A 20,094-nucleotide genomic window follows, 5' to 3' on the forward strand; every position below is an offset into this window, starting at 1 on the left:
GGGGGGGGGGTTGGTGGGGGAGGGGGGGGGATAAGCGTTGGGAAGGGGGACTGACACTCCGTATTCGCGAGCAAGCCCGCTCCCACATTTTGATCATCGCCAGGCCTCGGATCAGGCGTAGTAGTCCACGGCACTGGAGCCAATCACCGACTGCACCACCGGCGCGGCCACTTCAGCCACCTCACCGATACCGCCGCCATCAACCCCATCACCCCGCCCGCCACTGCCGCTGACGCCGCGAGCCTGGTTCTGCTGTTGCTGGTCCTGGCCCTGCTGCCCCTGCCAGCCACGGGACTGGTCCGACACGTTGACGTCGACCTGGCCCATGCCCTGCTGGGCAAACATCTCCCGCAGGCGGCCCGACTGGCTTTCCAGGGCTTCACGCACCACCGCATGGCCGCTCATGAAGGTGACTTGCGCCTGCTGGTCGGCGGACATCTTCACGCTGATGTCCAGGCGACCCAGCTCAGCGGGCTGCAACTGGATCTCTGCCGACTTGAGGTTGGCGCTGGACAGGTACATGACCCGGTTCACCACCTCATCGGTCCAGCCACTCTGGTGCATGGCCAATGGCGCGTTGGCCACCGGCGGCAGGGCATTCGCAGTTTTCGGCGTGGCAGCCTGGGTCAGCGCGGCGAGGCGGTTGGCGAAGTCATCGACACGGGTGTCGCTGCTGGCGTCCTTCAAATCCTTGAGGCCGCCGTCGATCAGACCGGCAAAGGCTTTGTCGCCGCCCTGGTCGGTGCTGTCCTTGGACGCTTGCTGGTCGACCATATTGGCCAGGCCTGTGACGAAGTTTTGCGCGGCGGTCGGCTGATCCTGGGTCGGGGCCGGGGCGGTTTTTGCCGGGGCCTGGCTGCTGGCGGACACGTGTCCGCCCTGTTCCATGGCCAGGCGCACGGCGGGCATTGCATCCAGCGGATCGGCCTCGGGGTCGAAGGCGGGCTTGGCGTCGTCGGTCGCGGCAATCGGTGGCGCCACGACTGGCTGGTTTTTGTCATCCTTCGCGGTGGCCGGCGTCGGGGTCTCGACGGGCGCCGGCGTAGCGGGGACGGGGACAGGGACTACCGCGGCTATCAGCGCCGGGTCTACGGCGGGGTCGACCGGAGGTTGCTGGGCCAGGGACGGATCGTCTGCCGGGGCATCGTCGTCTGACGTGGCGGTGGTGTCCGGGGTGTCCGCCTTGGCCGGTGGGTTGGCAGGCAAAGTCTTGCCGTTATCGGCAACCGATGGGGTACCGGCGGCAGGCTTGTCGTTGTTGGCGGCGGGCTTGGGGCTGTTGTCCGCAGGCTTGTCGCGGGTGGATTTGATGGGGGTGTCGACAGGTTTTGCCGCAGGCGCAGGGGCCTGGTTGGCGAACACCTGAGCGAAGCCCGGGGCCTTGTCCCGCGGGTTCGCAGCCACTGCCGGTGGATTGGCAGCGGGCGCTTGAGGCTTGGCCGCAAGGGCTGCCTGAAGGAGCGAATTCGGGGTGATTGCCATAGTCAAGAGTCTCCGCCGCACAGGGGTCGAGGGTGCGGTAACAGGAGGTAGAGCAAGAGTTGGGCCAGGTTTTGGTTTAAGGGTGTATATCCGTTATTTGGGTGAGGGCTTGTATGGGGTCTTGAGTGTTGAAGAGCAAAAGCAACAGCCAAATCAAAAGCGGGCACGGTCCAAATGTGGGAGCGGGCTTGCTCGCGAAGGTCGTTAACGATGACGCGGGCATTCTGGATGAACGCGGCGCTCTCAGGTTTTTCGCGAGCAAGCCCGCTCCCACAGAAAAGCAGCTCTGCTTTCGCTCTGGTTTTTGATGGGGCAGAGCGCTTTGGTTACTGTGCCGCTTTTGCAAAGTGACTCGCTGCAAGAGCGAAACCATAAGCCGCCGTTACCGAAGAAACGGATATACACACCAAAAGCGTCAGAGCTGAAACCGCCCCCGCTCATGCTCATACAACGGCCGCACCAGCGCGAATTCATGGTCAATCTCATCCACCAACTGCGCCAAATCCGCAACCACAGGCTTGGCGGACTTATCCTCGAGCAACTGACAAAGCTCAGCCAACCGCACCGCCCCAAGATTACCGCTACTCCCCTTGAAGCTATGCGCAATCCGCCCAAGCGCCTTGGCATCATCCCGAGCCCGGCGCAACGCCTCTACCCGCTTTTGCGAGTCATCGAGAAAAGTGTCGAGCAGCTTCGGATACTCGCCCTCCATGACCTCCTGCAAGCCAGTCAGCACATCGGGGTCCAGATGAATCTCTGCCACTTGTTCGCTCCTTGATCAAGAATCGGCGGATTATGCCAGAGCCTTCCATGAAAACTCCACGCACACACACCGCCCGCCGTCAGACCAGCCTACATCGCTGCTCAACTGGCGCACCAGGCTCAATCCCCTACCAGACAGACGGTCAACATCCAGCGGCCTGGCCAGCACCTTATCCACATCAAACCCGGCCCCACTGTCCTCGATCCGCAGCGTCAGACACCCCCCCTCCCCGGTCGGCACCACATCCAGGTGCACCCGCACATACCCGCTATCCAACCGCGCCAGCCGCTCATTACGCTCGCGGTAATACGCAGCAAACCCCTGTGCATCCCGCTTGAGCCGCGAATCCAGCCCCAGCACACCATGTTCAAGCGCATTGGAATACAACTCTGCCATCACGCTGTACAACGCCCCGCTCTGCTCCCGCAGCCCATGAATCTCCAACAGCAACTGCAACAAATACGGCAAAGGGTTGTAGGACTTGAGCGTCTCGGCACGAAACTCAAAACTTACCGACCAATCCAGCGGCGACGACTGCCCACTGTCGGAATACACCACCGACGACGAACGCAACGGCTCATCCGCCTGCAGGCTGATCTCCACCATGCTGATGTCATCGCGCACCTCACCGCGAAAACCCGCCAGGGCCTGTTCGATCTCCTCAAACAACCGGTCCGGCTCGCGATTGGCCGCAAACACCTGCTGCAACCGCTCGGCGCCAAACAACTGTTCATGGGCATCGGCGGTATCCAGCACACCATCCGACAGCAAAAACACTCGGTCACCCAGCGCCATCGGCCAGACTTCAGTGCGGTCATCAAACGCCTCGGCCGCCAGCACGCCCAATGGCAAATGCCGCGACACCAGCGGCGTGCGCTTGCCGGTGGTGACGTCATGCACGTAGCCGTCGGGCATGCCGCCGTTCCACACCTCTACCACCCGTCGCTGGGCGCTGAGGCACAGCAAGGTGGCACAACAGAACATGTCCACCGGCAGGATGCGCTTGAGCTTGGCGTTCATCTCCCGCAGGGTTTGCGCCAATCCGTAGCCCTTGGCAGTCATGCCGTAGAACACTTCCGCCAGGGGCATGGCGCCGACCGCCGCCGGCAAACCGTGGCCGGTAAAGTCCCCCAGCAGCACATGCATATCGCCCGACGGCGTGTACGCGGCCAACAGCAAATCGCCGTTGAACAGCGCGTAGGGCGACTGCACATAACGAATATTCGGCGCGGCGTTGATGCAGCCCGAGTGGGCCACCTTGTCGAACACCGCCTTGGCCACTCGCTGCTCCTGCAGCAGGTAGTCGTGGTGCCGGGCGATCAGGTCGCGTTGCTGCAAGACCGTGGCCTGCAAGCGGCGCAGGCGGTCCATGGCGTTGATCTTTGCCGCCAGGATCACCTGGTTATAGGGTTTGGCCAGGAAGTCGTCACCCCCGGCATCCAGGCACTGGGCCAGGGCTTCGCTCTCGCGCAGGGAGGTGAGGAAGATGATCGGCACCAGCGCCTCCCCCGCCAGTTGCTTGATCTGCCGGGCCGCCTCGAAGCCGTCCATCACCGGCATCAGGGCGTCCATCAACACCAACTGCGGCCGTTCACGGGTAAACACATCGACCGCTTCCTGGCCGTTGCTGGCGGTCAGCACCTGGTGGCCCTGGCGGCGCACGATGGTTGACAGCAACAACAGGTCGGCGGCGCTGTCTTCGGCGATCAACACCGTCAGCGCCTCGAGGACCGGGGCCAGGACGCTCAAGTGAGGTCGAACAGTTTGTCGAAGTTGGAAATGGCCAGGATCTTGCGCACATCGGAGTTGGCGTTGACCACCTGCACTTCGGCATTGTCGCCTCCGGCATGGTCACGCAACAGCAGGAGCATGCCCAGGGCCGAGCTGTCCATGTAGGTGGTTTCCTTCAAGTCCACCACGTAGATCTCGGGCACCTTGTAGAACCGCTCGTAGGCATCACGAAAGGCCTGGTGGCTACCGAAATCGAATCGCCCCCTGACTGTGATCGTCAACTTCGTCCCGTCCAGGGACACTTCTGATTCGACTGACATACGACTGCTTCCTTGTCATTGGCAATGTGCAACAAGGTGTAGCAGGTGATGGGGAAGTGGGCAAATCCGTGTAGGAGCGAGGGCGTGGTTAATAGGGGTTTTGGCGGGGAAGACGCTGGGACAATTCATCCAGCAGTTTCTGCTCGCGCTTGTCTTCCAGTGCACGGGCTTCGTCGATGTAGCGCTGCACCAGTTTGCGCAGGCCTTCGACCCGGGCATAGGCCTGTTGCCAGCTGTCGCGGGCCTTGTCGACGTTGGCCTGGTGCCAGGCCAGGCTCTGGCGCTGCTGGCCGACGGCGGTTTCCAACTGGTTGAGAAAGCCCTGGTAGCCCATCAGCCACTGCCCGGAGACGCCCTTGCTGCCACGCTCGATCCACTGCTGCTGATACTCGCCGCGAAAGCGCTCCAGGTCCCCCAGCTTGCTTTCCGCCAGGCGAACCTGGCCCTGGAAGTACCCCAGGCGCTGGACGGCGGTCTTTTCAGCTTTTTCGGCCATGTCCACTACCGGGGCAAGGCGCGCGGCGCGAGTGTTGGCCATGGTTTATCCGCCCGGCGCCGGCGCGAAGATGGTGCCCAGGTGTGCCTCGCTTTCACCCATGCTGATCTTGTCGTTGAGGCCCTGGCGCAGGTACGTCACCAGTTGCGGTTGCAGGGCAATCGCCAGGTCGGTCTCGCGATCGCCGCCGGCCACATAGGCGCCGACGCTGATCAGGTCGCGGCTCTGTTGATAACGCGACCACAGTTGCTTGAACTGCTGCGCGCGCATCATGTGCTCCGGGGTGACCACCGACGGCATCACCCGGCTGATGGAGGCTTCGATGTCGATGGCCGGGTAGTGCCCTTCTTCGGCCAGGCGCCGGGACAGCACGATGTGCCCGTCGAGCACGCCCCGCGCCGAGTCGGCAATCGGATCCTGCTGGTCATCGCCCTCGGAGAGTACGGTGTAGAACGCAGTGATCGAACCACCACCGGCTTCGGCGTTACCGGCACGCTCCACCAGCTTGGGCAGCTTGGCGAACACTGACGGCGGATAGCCCTTGGTGGCCGGCGGCTCGCCGATGGCCAGCGCAATTTCCCGCTGGGCCTGGGCGAAACGGGTCAGGGAGTCCATCAGCAACAGGACGTTCTTGCCCTTGTCGCGAAAATATTCGGCGATGCGCGTGCAGTACATCGCGGCACGCAGGCGCATCAGCGGCGCGTCATCCGCCGGCGAGGCCACCACGACCGAACGCTTGAGGCCTTCTTCGCCGAGGCTGTGCTCGATGAATTCCTTCACCTCGCGGCCCCGCTCGCCGATCAGCCCGACCACGATGATGTCGGCCTCGGTAAAGCGCGTCATCATCCCCAGCAGCACCGATTTACCGACGCCGGTACCGGCAAACAGGCCCAGGCGCTGGCCGCGGCCCACCGTCAATAAACCGTTGATGCTGCGAATGCCCACGTCCAGCGGCACGCTGATGGGGTTGCGCTTGAGCGGGTTGATGGTCGGGCCGTCCATCGGCACCCAGTCTTCGGCCTTCATCCCGCCCTTGCCGTCGAGGGCGCGCCCGGCGCCATCCAGCACGCGGCCGAGCATGCTCATGCCCATCGGCAGGCGGCCGGTGTCGGCCAGCGGCACCACGCGAGCGCCGGGAGCAATGCCGGCAACGCTGCCGACGGGCATCAGGAATACTTTGCTGCCGGAGAACCCCATCACTTCGGCTTCGACCTGCACCGGGTGGTAGCTGTCGTCGTTGATCACCATGCAGCGGCTGCCCATGGCGGCGCGCAGGCCTTCGGCTTCCAGGGTCAGGCCGACCATGCGCAGCAGCCGGCCCTCCAGGATCGGCTGGCCCGGCAACTCGGTGACTTCGGCATAGCCACCCAGGCGCTTGGCGAAGCTGGTGCGGTCAAGGCGCATCGGGGGTGTCCAGCTCGACGCTCAAGTCCGGCTCTGCCGGGTGCAGCGCCTGCTCGTGCAACTGATCGAACAGCTTGGCCATGATCTGCGTGATGCGCGTCTCCACCGTGGCATCGATGCGGCTGTGCTCGGTCTCGACCCGGCAACCACCGGGCAGCAGCGCGGCGTCTTCGACGATGCGCCAGGTTTCTTCATGGCGCTCGCGCAGGGCTTTGACCTGTTCGAAATCCTGCGGGTTGATGTACAGCCGCACGTTGCCGACGCCCAGGGGCAGCAGCTTGAGGGCTTCGCGCATCACGCTTTCGATTTGCGTGGAGTCCAGGGCCAATTCGCGCTGAATCACCTGGCGGGTGATGTGCTCCACCAGCCCGACCATGGCTTTTTCAATCTGCGAGTCCTGCTCGGCGATGGGCTCGAACAGGCTGCCCATCAGGGTTTCCAGGCTGGCCAGCTTGACGCTCAGCGCGGCCTCGGCTTCCTGGCGGACCTTGAGGGTGGTGCTGCGAAAACCGTCCTTCTCGCCGGTGGAGAAACCTTCGTTGTAGGCTTCCTGGCGAATGCTTTCGAGCTCTTCCAGGGTCAGTGGCTGGACTTCCTCCAGCGGCACTTCTTCCATCTCGGCCGGGGGCTCTTCTACCGGCTCCGGCTCAGGCTCCGGGCGATGCGGGTCGAAACTGGGCAGCGACCAGACGTCGAACCCTCCGACGTCCCGTGCGCGAATCAGATCGCTGGGCGTCTCATCTTTGTTCGACATGCGCGGCGCCTTAAATCATTTCTTCGCCGCCCTTCCCACCGAGAACGATTTCTCCGGCTTCGGCCATACGGCGGGCAATGGTGAGGATTTCCTTCTGTGCAGTTTCCACGTCGCTGACGCGCACCGGGCCCTTGGCCTCGAGGTCGTCGCGCAACAGTTCGGAAGCCCGCTTGGACATGTTCTTGAAGATCTTTTCCTTGACGCCTTCGTCGGAGCCCTTGAGGGCCAGCACCAGCACGTCGGAGGACACTTCCCGCAGCAACGCCTGGATGCCACGGTCGTCGACATCGGAGAGGTTGTTGAACACGAACATGAGGTCTTCGATCTGCACCGACAGGCTGTCGTCGATCTCGCGGATCGAGTCCATCAACTGGCCTTCCACCGAGCTGTCGAGGAAGTTCATGATGTCGGCCGCACGCTTGATGCCGCCCAGGGTGGTGCGCGAAGCGTTGGAATTGCCCGAGAACTGCTTCTCGAGAATCGTGTTCAGTTCTTTCAGGGCCGCTGGCTGCACGGTGTTCAACGACGAGACGCGCAGGATGATATCCAGGCGCACCTTATGGTCGAAGTGGCCGAGCACTTCACCGGCCTGGTCGGGGTCGAGATACGCCACCACGATCGCCTGGATTTGCGGGTGTTCGTAGCGGATCACATCGGCCACGGCCCGCGGTTCCATCCACTTCAGGCTGTCGAGGCCGCTGGTGTTGCCACCCAGCAGGATGCGGTCGATCAGGCCGTTGGCCTTGTCTTCGCCCAGGGCCGAGGTGAGCATCTTGCGAATGTAGCTGTCGGAGCCGACGCCCAGGCTGGTCTGGTCGCCGACGATCTCGACGAACTCGCTCATCACCTGCTCGACTTGCTCGCGGTGCACATTGCGCATTTGCGCCATGGCCACGCCGACACGCTGAACCTCTTTGGGCCCCATGTGGCGCAGCACTTGGGCGGCGTCGGTTTCTCCGAGGGACAGCAACAGCACGGCGGCTTTGTCGACCCGGGAGAGTTTGGCTACTGCAGCTCGGCTATCACTCATCTGCGTTAATCCACTCTTTCACGACCTGGGCCACACGACCCGGGTCTTCGGCCACCAGGCTCTTGATTGCGTTCAACTGAGCGTCATAACCCTCGCTCGGGCTCGGCAACAGAATGCTTTGCGGGCCACCGAGGCTCACGCGGTCGTTGGCCAGTTCGCCATCGAGGCCGCCCATGCCACCCAGTTCGACGTCGCCGCCGGCCAGGGCCAGTTGCTTCTTGCCGTGGCCGGTGATGTTGTTGAGCACCGGGCGCAGTACGCCGAACACCAGCAACAGGATGAACAACACCCCGAGCACTTGCTTGACGATGTCCCAGAACCACGGCTGAGTATAGAACGCTGCCTCGGCGATGACTTCGCCACGCTCGGCGGAGAACGGCATGTTGATCACGCTGACGCTGTCGCCACGGCTGGCATCGAAGCCCACCGCGTCCTGCACCAGGCGAGTGAAGCGCGCCAATTCATCGGCGCTCCATGGGGCGCGGGTGATGGCGCCGTCTGCGGCATTGACCTTGACCTGGTCATCCACCACCACCGACACCGACAGGCGATTGATCCGGCCCTGTTGCTGCTTGGTGTGGCTGATGGAACGATCAAGCTCGAAGTTCTTGGTGGACTGGTTGCGCTTGTCGGCCGGGTACGGCGCGAGCATGGGCTGGCCGGTGGCCGGGTCCATGATCTGCTGGCCGTTGGCGTCCAGCAGCGGCTGGCCAGGCTGCACCGCGCCTGCGGTAGCGGCAGCGCCACCGGTGGTTTGCGGGGCAGTGGCCGGGGTTGGTGGCTGGTTGCTCAGGGCACCCGGCACGCCTTGCGGGCCATTGCTGGCGGTACGTTGTTCGGTGGTCGATTGCTCGCTGCGCAGGGCCGGCTGGTCCGGGTTGAACTGCTCGGAGGTCGATTCGACGGCGCTGAAGTCGACGTCGGCCGACACTTCAGCCTTGTAGCGATCATTGCCCAACACCGGTTGCAGGATGTTGTGCACCCGCTGGGTCAGCATGCTTTCCATACGGCGGCTGTAGTCGAACTGCTTGCCGGCCATGGTCAGCGAAGAGTTTTCCGCGAGGTCCGACAGCAGGTTGCCCTTCTGGTCGACTACGGTGATCTGCGACTTGCTCAATTCAGGAACGCTGGTGGCCACCAGGTTGATGATCGCCAATACCTGGCCAGGCTCAAGGGAGCGGCCGGCAAAGAGTTCGACCAGGACCGAGGCGCTGGGCTTGCGTTCATCGCGCACGAACACCGAGCTTTTCGGAATCGCCAGGTGCACGCGGGCGCCCTTGACGTTGTTCAGGGCAGAGATGGTGCGCGCCAGTTCGCCTTCCAGGCCGCGACGGTAGCGGGTGGCTTCCATGAACTGGCTGGTCCCCAGGCCCTGGTCCTTGTCGAGGATTTCAAAGCCGATATTCGCGTCGGACGGGGTAACGCCGGCAGCCGCCAGTTTCATCCGCGCACGGGCCACATCGTCGGCCTTGACCAACAGGGCGCCGGAATTCGGTTCGACGGTGTAGGCAATGTCTGCCGCCGCCAGGGTTTCCATGATCTGCTTGGAATCCATGCCGGCCAGGCTGCCGTACAACGGACGGTAATCCGGTTGCTGGGACCACAGCACCACGGCAAAACCAATCGCCACGCTGGCAGCCAGGCCGACCATCAGGCCTACCTGACGCAACATGGTCATCTCGGAGAGGTTTTCCAGGAACGACAGGCCAAACAGCGGCGGCTTGCCGTCTGCCTTGGCGGGTGCGTTATCCACGAGTGCTTCTGCCATGACTCAAATCGTCCTTAAACCGGCATCTGCATGATGTCTTGATAGGCTTGAACCAGTTTGTTGCGCACCTGGGTCAAGGCCTGGAATGAAACGCTGGCTTTTTGCGAGGCGACCATCACGTCGGTGAGGTCCACGCCGCTCTTGCCGATCTCGAAGGCGGTCGCCAACTGATTGGATGCCTGCTGGGTGTCGCTGACTTTGTTGATGGCCTGGCCGAGCATGTCGGCAAAGCTGCTCTGGCCCAATTCCGGTACGGCTTGCGCGGCGGATTTCGGTTGAGCCATGGCATCCATTTGCATGGACCGCATATCCAACATCAACCGATTGAACTCAACACCTTGGCTCATGAACTTTCTCTCCGACGACCCGCAATTTTTTGACACTACACAGCGATTACAGGGGTGGTAGCAACAAGGGTGCCAGCTCCGTGGCATTCTGTAAGAAAAGGCGACTGGCCCTGTCGGCTTTGAGAATTTTCAGGTGGCGTAGAGGTAGGCTTCCACGTCCATCCCGGCGTCACGCATCTGCGCCAGCTTGTAGCGCAGGGTGCGCGGGCTGATGCCCAGACGCTCGGCGGCTTCTTTGCGGCGCCCGCGCTCGGAGCGCAGGGTGTCGATGATCATCTGGAATTCCCGGCGACGCAGGTCGTCGCCCAGGGCGCCGGCGGATTCGGCAGGCACGGCTTCGACCTGTGGCGCGGCAGCCAGGCTCGGCTGCGGCGCTGCGCCCGCGCCCACGCCCATGGCCAGGCAGAAATCCTGGGGCTGGATCAGGCCGCCCTGCTGCAAAATCAACGCACGCTGGATCGCATTGTCCAGTTCCCGCACGTTGCCGGGCCACGGGTAACTGATCAGACAGGCCTGGGCCTCGGCCGACAGGCGCGCCTGGGCATGCTTCATTTTATTGACGTGCTTGCCCAGCAGGCGCTCGGCCAGCGGGATGATGTCGGCCGGGCGCTCGCGCAACGGGCGCCAGGCCAACGGGAACACCGAGAGCCGGTAGAACAGGTCCTCACGGAAGCGCCCCGCCGCCACTTCGCCCGCCAGGTCGCGGTTGGTGGTGGCGACCACACGGATGTCCAGCTGGATCGGCTTGCGTGCCCCCACCCGCTCCACTTCGCGCTCCTGCAATACCCGCAGCAACTTGGCTTGCAGGCCCAGGGGCATTTCGGAGATTTCGTCGAGCAGGATGGTGCCGCCGTCAGCCTGCTCGAACTTGCCGGCCTGCGCCGCGATGGCGCCGGTGAACGAGCCCTTCTCATGGCCGAACAAGGTGGCTTCGAGCATGTTGTCGGGAATGGCCGCGCAGTTGATCGCAATGAACGGCTGGCTGGCACGATGGGATTGCTGGTGGATGTAGCGCGCCAGTACTTCCTTGCCGGTACCGGACTCGCCGGAGATCAGCACGGTGGAATCGCTGCGGGCAACACGGGCCGCCAGTTCCAGCAATTGCGCGCTGGCCGGTTCGAAGGCAATCGGGCCTTCACCCTCTGCAGCGCCCAGGGTGCCGAGGGCATGCCGGGCGACCAGTTCGATCAAGGCTTTGGGTTCGAAGGGTTTCACCAGGTAATCCGCAGCGCCCTGACGCATGGCGTCGACGGCACGCTCCACGGCGCCGTGGGCGGTCATCAGCAGCACCGGCAGTTGCGGCTGGCGCGCACGCAACAGGCCGAGCAACTGGTGTCCGTCCATGCCCGGCATGTTGACGTCGCTGACCACCAGGCTGAAGGACTCCTGCTCCACCGCGTCCAGGGCTTCTTCGGCAGAACCGACCGCCCGATAGTCATGGCCCGCCAGCAACAGCGTGTCAGCCAATGCTTCACGCAGGGCGCGATCGTCTTCAACCAATAAAACCTTGATAGCCATGACCTTTTACTCCGCGCTGACGGCGCATGAAAACAGCGGCAGCGTGATCAACGCGCACGTGCCACGACCCAACCGGGAATGCAGCTGCAATTCTCCCTGATGTGCACGGGCGACTGCCTTGACCACGGTCAGGCCCAGGCCGGTCCCGTTGGTCTTGGTGGTAAAAAAAGGCTCGCCGAGGCGCTGCAGCACCACCGGGTCAATCCCGCTGCCGCTGTCGCTGATGCTCAGGCGCAGGGTCTCGCCACGGTTGTACAGGTGCACCTTGAGCCGCGCCCCGGGGCCGCTGGCCTGGGTCGCGTTTTCGATCAGGTTGAGCAGCGCGCCCACCAGGGTGTCGCGGTTGCACAGCAACTCGCCGTAATGGCTGTCGCACTGCCAACGGACTGACGCTTCCTGGATATGAGTGGCGGCCGCCGCTTGCAGGGACTGCATCAAGGCGGCCGGGGTGACGCGGTCGGTCAGCGGCAATTCGCCGCGGGCAAACACCAGCATGTCGCGCACCTGATGCTCCAGTTCGTGCAGGCGCTCCTTGAGGCGGCCGGCAAAACGCTGGTGGGTGGCGGCGGGCAATTGCTCATCAGTCAAATGACTGGCGTAAATCAGCGCGGCCGACAATGGCGTACGAATCTGGTGGGCCAGGGAAGCGACCATTCGCCCCAAAGACGACAGGCGCTCATGGCGGGCCAACTGGTCTTGCAGGTGCCGGGTTTCAGTCAGGTCGTTGAGCAACACCAACTGGCCAGGCTCGGCATCCAGGGAACGCGTGGCAATGGACAGGCGGCGCCCATCCTTGAGGGAAATTTCGTGGCCGTCGTCTTCCCGCGGGGCAAAGCAGCGGGTGATGACCTCGCGCCACAGCTCGCCTTCCAGCGGCAGGCCAAGCATGTTGCAGGCCGCCGGGTTGGCTTCGCGCACACGGCCCTGCTCGTCGATGACGATCACGCCACCGGGCAACAGGTCGAGGAGGTTTTGCAGACGGTTGGCCAGTCGCTCTTTCTCGGCCAGCTCTTCCATGCGCTGGGCACTGACCACGGCCAACTCGCCTTTAAGCTCGGAAACCCGGGCTTCCAGCAGGCTGTAGGAGTCAGTCAACTGGCTCGACATCTGGTTGAACAGGGAAAAAGCCTGTTCAAGCCCGAGGCGGCTGATCTGCTCTACGGAGGGGGCCGGCCCCTGAGTGTCAGGGACCGAAGATAGTTGGGCGGCGTGGGGCATCATGCTCTCTCGCTTGGCTGACCGTCAGTTAAACGGAACGTTGCGAGTGCTGTAGCAATACCCGTGCCTAAAAAAATAGGCTTAGTTTTCAGTCAGTTGAAAAACAGGCGTCAATCATCCGCCTGTTCATCACCTTCCTTGCGGCTCATGCCGTACTTGCGCATCTTCTCCACCAGGGTGGTACGACGGATGCGCAGGCGCTCGGCGGCACGGGCGACGATACCGTTGGCGTCGTCGAGTGCCTGCTGGATCAGGCCTTGTTCGAGGCTGCCGAGGTAGTCCTTCAAGTCCAGGCCTTCCGGCGGCAGCATGGCGGTGGAGCCGAAGTCCGGTGTGTGGCCGTTGATGGCCACGCGCTCTTCCAGGTCGCTGCGCAGGCTGTCCACCAATTGCTCGTCTTCGTCGTCGACGTAGCGGAATTTCTTCGGCAGCTCGACCACGCCGATCACCCCGTACGGGTGCATGATCGCCATGCGCTCCACCAGGTTGGCCAACTCGCGGACGTTGCCCGGCCAGCCGTGGCGACACAGTGACATGATCGCCGCCGAGTTGAAGCGAATCGAACCACGCTTTTCGTGTTCCATGCGCGAGATCAGCTCGTTCATCAGCAACGGGATGTCTTCGACGCGCTCGCGCAGGGGCGCCATTTCGATCGGGAATACGTTGAGGCGGTAGTACAGGTCTTCGCGGAAGCTGCCGACCTCGATCATGCTTTCGAGGTTCTTGTGGGTGGCCGCGATGATGCGTACGTCGACGCTCTGGGTCTTGTTGCTGCCCACGCGCTCGAAGGTGCGCTCCTGCAATACCCGCAGCAGCTTGACCTGCATCGGCAGCGGCATGTCGCCGATTTCGTCGAGGAACAGGGTGCCGCCGTTGGCCAGTTCAAAACGCCCGGCACGGCTGGTGATCGCCCCGGTAAAAGCGCCCTTCTCGTGGCCGAACAGTTCGCTTTCCAGCAGTTCTGCCGGGATCGCCCCGCAGTTGACCGGCACGAACGGCCCGTCACGACGCTTGGAATGGTAATGCAGGTTGCGTGCGACCACTTCCTTGCCGGTACCCGACTCGCCGAGGATCAGCACACTGGCGTCGGTGTCGGCCACTTGCTGCATCATCTGGCGCACGTGCTGGATCGCACGACTGGTGCCGACGAGGCTGCGGAACAGGTTGGGTTCGCGGTGACGGCCGCGCTCGCGGGCCTGGTCGTACATCTCGCGGTAGACCTGGGCACGGTGCAGGGAGTCGAGCAATTTGCTGTAGCTAGGGGGCATTTCGAGGGTGGAAAGCACGCGGCGGCGCTGGTCTTCCGGAAGGTCCACGGAAGAAATATCGCCCATCAGCAACACCGGAAGGAACTCATCCCAGGTCGACAGTGTCTTTAACAAGCCCAGAACTGCACCAGGAGCGTTTACCGTCCCGATCAGCACACAAATGACTTCGCGGCTCGACGACAAAGAGCTGACCGCCTGCTGCCAGTCGTGGCTGCCACAGGGTAGATTTTCTTCGCCAAGAAAATTCAGGATCACCGCCAGATCGCGGCGCCGAACGCTATCGTCATCGATCAGCAGAATTTTGGTTTCACGCCACATGCAATAGCAACTTCCCTAGTAAAACTCTAATGCCCTCGAGTTGGGGCAATCTAGATTGCTGTAGGCATTTTCTGCGCTACGGCTTTCTGACGTCTGAAAATAGCACTAGTTAAGTCAAAAAATCGTGCACAGTCAAATTTATGACGCGCGGTGTTCGGATTAACTGAGCCTTCAGCCGAACATATGGTAAACCTTTGACGCATGTTTAGCTCGGTTGAACTGCGACATCTCTTCGAAAATAGCCTGTCGCTCCCCTGTCGTCGCCTCAAGCAACTGCTGGTAGACCGAAAGCAAGTCTTCCAGTTTTGCCCGAATGGCTGCCTCATCCGCCGATTCCTCGTTGAGCGCAGCATCGATCAACGCGCGGCAGCCCAAATCCAGTTCGCCGATCGCACCCCAGTTGCGTTCAGCCAACGCCTCGGACAGCGCCTCACGGGTCTCGTCGATTTTTTGCAATGCTTGGCTCATGACATCGTCCTCAGGCCTTACGGCCTACTGTACCTCTGTGGCAATACCGTCCCAGCCTTCCTTGAGCGTAATCATCAGACCTGCGACCTCATCGATCATCGCAGCGTCATTCTGACGGTTGGCTTCCAGCAGGCGCATGGTCATGAAGGCATACAGGTTATCCAACTGCTGCAGTGCAATCGGGTCCGGGGTCTTCTCGGGGTTCAGGCCGTCACGCAACCCGACGAGGATGTCCACCGCCTTGCCCAGCATCAACCCCTTCTGCGCGATATCACCGCGAGCCATCGCACCCTTGGCCTGCGCCATACGATCCAGTGCGCCTTCCATCAGCAACTGCACCAGGCGGTGCGGGCTGGCTTCGGAGATCTGGGCGTGGGTGTTGACCTTCTGGTATTGGCGAAGGGCTCTCATGGGATTCATGTTTCTACCTCGTGACAGGCGACAGCTAAAAGGGTGGACGCTGATTATTATGTCGACGGCGTTACACAAAACTTTAGCCCGCCTGGCGCTTTGACACAGCGCCTTCGGCGGGCTTTATCCATCCGCCAATCAGGTGGACTTCGGATTGTTCAGCGAGTTGAGCGTGGTCATGACGCTGTCGCCCTGGGCCTTGAGCTGCGCAACCAGGGAGTCCATCGCGTTGTACTTAACCGTCAGGGAGGCCGTCAGGGCATCAGAGCGCGTGTTCAGGGCGGTCTGTTGGTTGGTCAAGTCCCTGAGGTTGTCCTGCAGGGTCGTGGACTTTTGGGCGAACACCCCGGTCTTGCTCAGCGCAAAGTTGGCGGTGGCATTCGTCAGGCTTGCCAACAGCCCTGTGGGGCCAGTGAAGATGCTGTTGATGTCAGAGCCGTTAGTGAGGGCCGCCTTGTCAAACGCCACATCACTGACGCTCAGCGCGCCGGTTGTCTGGTCCGTGGTCACGCCAAACTGCGCGAGGGATGAAAACGTGCCGCTACCGGTCACCGAGTTCATCACGTTGCGTATCGACGCCATCATGGTACGCACAGAGCTGTCCCCGGTCAGCGCGCCTGGCGTGACGGAACCGTCGGCATTGGTGGTGACCTGAGTCTCGGCATTCACAGCCTTGACCAACGCTGTGTACGTGTCCGTGAAGCCCTTGACGGCCGACTTCAGGGTGGCGGCGTTCGCAGACACCTTGATCGTCGAATCGCCGTTAGGGCCGTCGGCAGCTGCCGAAACCCCCGTCAAGGTGATGCTCACACCACTGATTGCGTTGGGCAGGGTATTACTCGTGGACTCTTGAGGACTGCCGTCCAGGGTATACACGGCGTTCACCGGTGCCGCGCCCACGACAGTCGCGCCCGTATCCAGGCCCGAGGAGCCCTTGAAGGTGATGTCACTACCTTTACCGGTAGTCGAGGACGTGACCACCAACCGGGAACCGTTGGAGTCAGTCAGGATGTTGGCACTCAAGCCCGAATTGCCGTACTGCGTGTTGAGCGAGTCACGCACCTGCTGCAGGGTCCCGCCCGGCGGCACACTGACGCTGTAATCCTTGCCGGACTGGGAGACCGTAAATACCGTCGCCGAAGCCCCGGAATTGACAACCGCCGTCGGCCCACCAGGAATCACTGCCGTGGAGACTTTTGACGCCGTGGCCAAATTGGTAACGTTCAACGTAAAGTTGCCGGCAGCAGCGCCCGGGCCCAATGTGACCGTCGCGAGCTTGTCGTTCGAAACCGTCGAACTCAGGCCGCTGAAGTTGACGGTCTTGGTCATGTTGTCCAGCGCGCCCCGGAACGCGTCCAGGGCCGCCTGGATTTTACCGATCGAGGTCAGTTGCGCAGTGGATATTTTGGTCTGGCTATCGATCTGCGCTTGCTTGGGTGCGGTTTGCGCCCCCACCAACGACTTCACAAGGCCTTGCACATCGATACCCGTACCCGGGCCGTTGACCGTTAAACCTGCTACGACTGTCATCGTCTTTCTCCTGATCCGGGGCTGATGCTTTATTGACGAACAACGCTTTAGGCTGTTTTCGCAACAAAGTTCATGCCAGTTTAGACCTTGGCGTCAAACAGCAAGCTGCTGGCGTCGTGAAGGCTCTGGGCGAGTTTGAGGGCCATTTCCGAAGGAATTTGGCGAATAACCTCACCGCTTTCAGTTGCGATGACCTTGACCACAACTTGGTGGGTGGTGTCATCAATGGAAAAATCCAGTTTGCGCTGGGCAGCCTGGATAAAATCGTTTATGTCCTTGACCGCTTTTTTCAGGTCGGTGTGACCCGGTTGCTGCTGGGCATCTTTGGCACCAGCAACGGCGTCCACCTTGGTTTTTTGCGGGTCGGCACTGGCGGGAGCAGGTGCATTCTGTGGCGCTGCCGCAGGGTAAGACAGGTTCAGCTTGACGCTCATGTCCATGACCAATCACCTCATTAGACAAAAGACAAAAGGGCACGTAAACGCGCCCTTCCGTCAGTTACCAAGCGCCGTTATTACTGAAGCAGCTTCAGTACAGCGGATGGCAGTTGGTTCGCCTGGGACAGGATCGCAGTCGAAGCCTGTTGCAGGGTTTGTTGCTTGGTCAACTGAGCAGTTTCAGAAGCGAAGTCAACGTCCTGGATCACACCACGAGCAGCGGTGGAGTTGTCCGAGATGCTCTGCAGGTTGGCGATGGTGTTGTCGAAACGGTTTTGTACAGCACCGAGGTCAGCACGCTGGGAGTCGATGGTGGACAGTGCCTGAGTGAGCACGTCAACAGCGCTTTGTGCGTTGGCAGCGGTGGTCACGTCAGTGTTGCTGACGACGACTTTGCCCGAGTTGACAGCGGTTGCACCTGCTGCGCCGAACACGCCAGTAACACCGCCACCCGACAGGGAGTAGCTGGAGCTGGAGTTCAACGAAACCTGGCCAGTAGCAATCAGGTTTGCCGCGGTCAGGGTTGCGACGGTGCCGAGCTGACCGTTGCCGCCTTTGGTTTGAACACCGATGGTCTGACCACCAGCGTCAGCGCCGGAGAAGGTGAAGTTCTCACCCGAGTCGGACTTGATCGACAGGGAGCCGGTCGACTGATCGAAGTTAACGCTGATGCCCAGCTTGGCAGCGTTGGAGTTCAGTTGGCCTGCCAGGTCAGAAGCACTGGTGATACCGGTGAACGCAACAGTAGGAGCACCGGCACCAGTACCCACTGTCAGGGAGAAGCTACCGCTTGGGTTAGGAGCTGCAAAGGCTGGAACAGTGAACTGGGCTTCGTTGCTGGCAGTGGCCTGCAGGCCGCCTACCGCGCCGTTCAACTGGGCAGCGATAGACTTGGCAGAGGCGCCTGCTGCAATGGTCAGTGCAGCAGAAGTCTGGCCGCCACCGGTAACAGTGATAGAACCGCCTGCAACGCCGGTAGCGTTTGGAGTCTGAGCACTGGACAGCAGCTGCTGCGAACCAATGTTGTTAGCCGCTACGTTGCCCAGGCTCATGTTGATGGTCTGGTTGGCGTTGGCGCCCACTTGGAAAGCGGTAGTACCGAAAGAACCGTCCAGCAGGTTACGACCACCGAAAGTGGTGGTAGAAGCGATACGGGTCAATTCAGAAGTCAGAGCCGCGTACTGAGCCTGGTTCGACTTACGGTCGTCAGCGCTGAGGGAGCCGTTAGCGGACGACAGAGCCAGGGAACGCATGGTCTGCAGGATGTTGGTGGATTGCTGCATCGCGCCTTCAGCAGTTTGCGCGATGGAGTTACCGTCACCGGCGTTCTTGATGGCAACGCCCAGGCCGTTGATCTGGCTGGTCAGACGACCAGCGATTTGCAGGCCGGCCGCATCGTCTTTGGCGCTGTTGATACGCAGGCCGGAGGACAGGCGCTGCATGGAAGTTTGCAGGGCGCTGGAAGCCTTGTTCAGGTTGTTCTGAACGGTCAACGAAGCAAGGTTGGTGTTTACTGTTAATGCCATGACGAAATCCTCGTGGGTGGTGTACTGCGGCTTCCGGCCCTGGCAACCGCCGGGTGTGGCCTAGAGAACCTTCGTAATAGTTATCGTCGTGAAAGCAGGTTGCTTGAGGACTTTTTTGATTTTTTTTACTGGCGCCGTGCCACCCCTTTTAATTCAAGCATTTACGATAGCCCAAACCCCAGCAATTGTTGGCTTTCTGGCGCCAAATAAAAAACGCCCATGATCTTTCGATCATGGGCGTTTTTTTGTGCAGCGCCTTTAAGTCGTCAAGGGCGGTGCAAAATCGCCGAGCCCCAGGACAGCCCCACACCAAAACCACTGATGGCGACGCGCTTCCAGGTGGAGTCGAGCATGTGCTTTTCCAGCAGCAGCGGAATGCTCGAGGACACGGTGTTGCCGGTCTCGACCATGTCCTTGATGAACTTGTCCACCGGCGCGTCTTCGAAACGTCGGGCCACGGCGTCGACAATCGCCGCACTGCCCTGATGGATGCAGAACGCATCGATCTCGTCAGCCTTGAGGTCCGATTCGTTGAGCAGCTCGTGCAAATGCGCCGGCACCTTGAGCAAGGCGAAGTTGAACACCTGGCGGCCGTTCATGAAGAACACGCCATCGCTGACCTTCAAGTGCGGCGCACCGGAACCGTCAGTGCCGAACTTGGACTTGCCCAACTGCCACGGCGCGTCTTCACCCATCCAGGTGGCGGTAGCGGCATCGCCGAACAGCATGGTGGTGTTGCGGTCTTCAGGGTCGACGATCTTCGAGTACGGATCGGCGGTCACCAGCAGGCCGTTCTTCAGGCCGGTAGCCTCCATGAAGCCCTTCATCGCATAGATGCCGTAGACGTAGCCCGAGCAGCCCAGGGAAATATCGAAGGCCGCCACGTGCGTCGGCAGGCCCAGCTTGTCCTGGACGATGGCGGCGGTGTGAGGCAAGCCCTCTTCGTCGCCATTCTGGGTAACGACGATCAGCGCATCGATGGACTCGCGCTTCAAATCGGGGTTGTTGGCAAACAAGGCGTTGACCGCCTCGACGCACAGATCGGAGGTTTCCTGCGCGGCATCCTTGCGCGGCAGGAACGCCGAACCGATCTTGCCAATGATGAATTCTTCATCCTTGGCGAATTTGGCACCCTGGGCGTAGTTATCAATCCCGTCTGCCGGCACGTAACTGGCGATGCTTTTTATGCCAATCATTGTGGCTTCCCAATACTAAATAGCTGGAGAACACCCCGCGAGACACGTCGCCGGGTGCTGACAATAATGGGGATGACCCCGCAAAAAACTCGCCGAAAACCGCCTTTGT

19 protein-coding genes and 1 pseudogene are annotated in these 20,094 nt (G+C 61.6%); all 20 read right to left on the minus strand.

Going from position 1 to position 20,094, the window contains the following annotated elements:
- Positions 1 to 111: 111 nt before the first annotated feature.
- Positions 112 to 1,482: a flagellar hook-length control protein FliK gene (locus ACW9I6_RS15885; RefSeq protein WP_457339520.1), complete on the minus strand. Its 1,371-nt coding sequence runs from the start codon at positions 1,480 to 1,482 to the stop codon at positions 112 to 114.
- A gap of 415 nt (positions 1,483 to 1,897) precedes the next feature.
- A complete protein-coding gene (locus ACW9I6_RS15890; protein ID WP_003214564.1) occupies positions 1,898 to 2,245 on the minus strand; it encodes an Hpt domain-containing protein in 348 nt (115 codons plus the stop codon).
- A gap of 30 nt (positions 2,246 to 2,275) precedes the next feature.
- Positions 2,276 to 3,994: a fused response regulator/phosphatase gene (locus tag ACW9I6_RS15895; protein WP_177008382.1), complete on the minus strand. Its 1,719-nt coding sequence runs from the start codon at positions 3,992 to 3,994 to the stop codon at positions 2,276 to 2,278.
- Positions 3,991 to 4,296: an STAS domain-containing protein gene (locus ACW9I6_RS15900; RefSeq protein ID WP_003214569.1), complete on the minus strand. Its 306-nt coding sequence runs from the start codon at positions 4,294 to 4,296 to the stop codon at positions 3,991 to 3,993. Before ACW9I6_RS15900 ends, ACW9I6_RS15895 begins: the two co-directional genes overlap by 4 nt.
- Before the next feature lie 88 nt (positions 4,297 to 4,384).
- Positions 4,385 to 4,834, minus strand: coding sequence for a flagellar export protein FliJ (fliJ, locus tag ACW9I6_RS15905; RefSeq protein ID WP_008434833.1), 450 nt, complete (start codon positions 4,832 to 4,834; stop codon positions 4,385 to 4,387).
- A 3-nt stretch (positions 4,835 to 4,837) separates the two neighbouring features.
- Positions 4,838 to 6,196 (minus strand): flagellar protein export ATPase FliI, encoded by a 1,359-nt coding sequence (gene fliI, locus ACW9I6_RS15910; protein ID WP_087694334.1) that lies wholly within the window; start codon positions 6,194 to 6,196, stop codon positions 4,838 to 4,840.
- Positions 6,186 to 6,950 carry a flagellar assembly protein FliH gene (gene fliH / locus ACW9I6_RS15915; protein ID WP_008434837.1) on the minus strand — a complete coding sequence of 255 codons (765 nt, stop codon included), beginning with the start codon at positions 6,948 to 6,950 and terminating at the stop codon, positions 6,186 to 6,188. The genes fliI and fliH overlap by 11 nt, the downstream gene beginning before the upstream one ends.
- Before the next feature lie 10 nt (positions 6,951 to 6,960).
- Positions 6,961 to 7,980 (minus strand): flagellar motor switch protein FliG, encoded by a 1,020-nt coding sequence (fliG, locus tag ACW9I6_RS15920; protein ID WP_003214577.1) that lies wholly within the window; start codon positions 7,978 to 7,980, stop codon positions 6,961 to 6,963.
- Positions 7,973 to 9,748 carry a flagellar basal-body MS-ring/collar protein FliF gene (fliF, locus tag ACW9I6_RS15925; RefSeq protein WP_457339521.1) on the minus strand — a complete coding sequence of 592 codons (1,776 nt, stop codon included), beginning with the start codon at positions 9,746 to 9,748 and terminating at the stop codon, positions 7,973 to 7,975. Before fliF ends, fliG begins: the two co-directional genes overlap by 8 nt.
- A gap of 14 nt (positions 9,749 to 9,762) precedes the next feature.
- Positions 9,763 to 10,095, minus strand: coding sequence for a flagellar hook-basal body complex protein FliE (gene fliE, locus ACW9I6_RS15930; protein WP_003214581.1), 333 nt, complete (start codon positions 10,093 to 10,095; stop codon positions 9,763 to 9,765).
- A gap of 129 nt (positions 10,096 to 10,224) precedes the next feature.
- Positions 10,225 to 11,613, minus strand: a complete 1,389-nt coding sequence (locus ACW9I6_RS15935) for a sigma-54-dependent transcriptional regulator (protein ID WP_457339522.1) — start codon at positions 11,611 to 11,613, stop codon at positions 10,225 to 10,227.
- A gap of 6 nt (positions 11,614 to 11,619) precedes the next feature.
- Entirely contained in the window at positions 11,620 to 12,831 is a 1,212-nt protein-coding gene (locus ACW9I6_RS15940; protein WP_032899354.1) for a sensor histidine kinase, read from the minus strand.
- Positions 12,832 to 12,941: 110 nt separating this feature from the next.
- Positions 12,942 to 14,417, minus strand: a complete 1,476-nt coding sequence (locus tag ACW9I6_RS15945; RefSeq protein WP_003214588.1) for a sigma-54 dependent transcriptional regulator — start codon at positions 14,415 to 14,417, stop codon at positions 12,942 to 12,944.
- A gap of 171 nt (positions 14,418 to 14,588) precedes the next feature.
- The gene (locus ACW9I6_RS15950; RefSeq protein WP_003214590.1) at positions 14,589 to 14,885 is read right to left on the minus strand and encodes a hypothetical protein; all 297 of its coding nucleotides are present in this window, start codon (positions 14,883 to 14,885) and stop codon (positions 14,589 to 14,591) included.
- 24 nt (positions 14,886 to 14,909) lie between these two features.
- Positions 14,910 to 15,305 (minus strand): flagellar export chaperone FliS, encoded by a 396-nt coding sequence (gene fliS / locus ACW9I6_RS15955; protein ID WP_003214591.1) that lies wholly within the window; start codon positions 15,303 to 15,305, stop codon positions 14,910 to 14,912.
- A gap of 129 nt (positions 15,306 to 15,434) precedes the next feature.
- Positions 15,435 to 16,826, minus strand: a complete 1,392-nt coding sequence (gene fliD, locus ACW9I6_RS15960; RefSeq protein ID WP_003214593.1) for a flagellar filament capping protein FliD — start codon at positions 16,824 to 16,826, stop codon at positions 15,435 to 15,437.
- A gap of 80 nt (positions 16,827 to 16,906) precedes the next feature.
- Positions 16,907 to 17,266, minus strand: a complete 360-nt coding sequence (locus ACW9I6_RS15965) for a flagellar protein FlaG (RefSeq protein WP_003214595.1) — start codon at positions 17,264 to 17,266, stop codon at positions 16,907 to 16,909.
- A 74-nt stretch (positions 17,267 to 17,340) separates the two neighbouring features.
- Positions 17,341 to 18,033, minus strand: coding sequence for a flagellin (locus ACW9I6_RS15970; RefSeq protein WP_419203214.1), 693 nt, complete (start codon positions 18,031 to 18,033; stop codon positions 17,341 to 17,343).
- A gap of 393 nt (positions 18,034 to 18,426) precedes the next feature.
- A pseudogene (locus tag ACW9I6_RS15975) lies at positions 18,427 to 18,789 on the minus strand (flagellin N-terminal helical domain-containing protein); the annotation flags it as partial.
- A gap of 266 nt (positions 18,790 to 19,055) precedes the next feature.
- On the minus strand, positions 19,056 to 19,985 hold the full coding sequence (locus ACW9I6_RS15980; protein WP_003214601.1) for a ketoacyl-ACP synthase III: 930 nt from the start codon (positions 19,983 to 19,985) through the stop codon (positions 19,056 to 19,058).
- Between the last annotated feature and the right edge of the window lie 109 nt (positions 19,986 to 20,094).

The organism is Pseudomonas sp. SDO5522_S412, from assembly GCF_054071215.1.

What these genes read in the sequence shown, in the direction of transcription:
- fliF (WP_457339521.1), bottom strand. Translation starts at nt 9,748, where the DNA reads ATGGCAGAAGCACTCGTGGATAACGCACCCGCCAAGGCAGACGGCAAG.
- ACW9I6_RS15950 (WP_003214590.1), bottom strand. Translation starts at nt 14,885, where the DNA reads ATGAGCCAAGCATTGCAAAAAATCGACGAGACCCGTGAGGCGCTGTCC.
- ACW9I6_RS15885 (WP_457339520.1), bottom strand. Translation starts at nt 1,482, where the DNA reads ATGGCAATCACCCCGAATTCGCTCCTTCAGGCAGCCCTTGCGGCCAAG.
- fliH (WP_008434837.1), bottom strand. Translation starts at nt 6,950, where the DNA reads ATGTCGAACAAAGATGAGACGCCCAGCGATCTGATTCGCGCACGGGAC.
- ACW9I6_RS15965 (WP_003214595.1), bottom strand. Translation starts at nt 17,266, where the DNA reads ATGGACATGAGCGTCAAGCTGAACCTGTCTTACCCTGCGGCAGCGCCA.
- fliJ (WP_008434833.1), bottom strand. Translation starts at nt 4,834, where the DNA reads ATGGCCAACACTCGCGCCGCGCGCCTTGCCCCGGTAGTGGACATGGCC.
- fliD (WP_003214593.1), bottom strand. Translation starts at nt 16,826, where the DNA reads ATGACAGTCGTAGCAGGTTTAACGGTCAACGGCCCGGGTACGGGTATC.
- fliS (WP_003214591.1), bottom strand. Translation starts at nt 15,305, where the DNA reads ATGAATCCCATGAGAGCCCTTCGCCAATACCAGAAGGTCAACACCCAC.
- fliI (WP_087694334.1), bottom strand. Translation starts at nt 6,196, where the DNA reads ATGCGCCTTGACCGCACCAGCTTCGCCAAGCGCCTGGGTGGCTATGCC.
- ACW9I6_RS15935 (WP_457339522.1), bottom strand. Translation starts at nt 11,613, where the DNA reads ATGGCTATCAAGGTTTTATTGGTTGAAGACGATCGCGCCCTGCGTGAA.
- ACW9I6_RS15980 (WP_003214601.1), bottom strand. Translation starts at nt 19,985, where the DNA reads ATGATTGGCATAAAAAGCATCGCCAGTTACGTGCCGGCAGACGGGATT.
- ACW9I6_RS15900 (WP_003214569.1), bottom strand. Translation starts at nt 4,296, where the DNA reads ATGTCAGTCGAATCAGAAGTGTCCCTGGACGGGACGAAGTTGACGATC.
- fliE (WP_003214581.1), bottom strand. Translation starts at nt 10,095, where the DNA reads ATGAGCCAAGGTGTTGAGTTCAATCGGTTGATGTTGGATATGCGGTCC.
- ACW9I6_RS15945 (WP_003214588.1), bottom strand. Translation starts at nt 14,417, where the DNA reads ATGTGGCGTGAAACCAAAATTCTGCTGATCGATGACGATAGCGTTCGG.
- fliG (WP_003214577.1), bottom strand. Translation starts at nt 7,980, where the DNA reads ATGAGTGATAGCCGAGCTGCAGTAGCCAAACTCTCCCGGGTCGACAAA.
- ACW9I6_RS15940 (WP_032899354.1), bottom strand. Translation starts at nt 12,831, where the DNA reads ATGCCCCACGCCGCCCAACTATCTTCGGTCCCTGACACTCAGGGGCCG.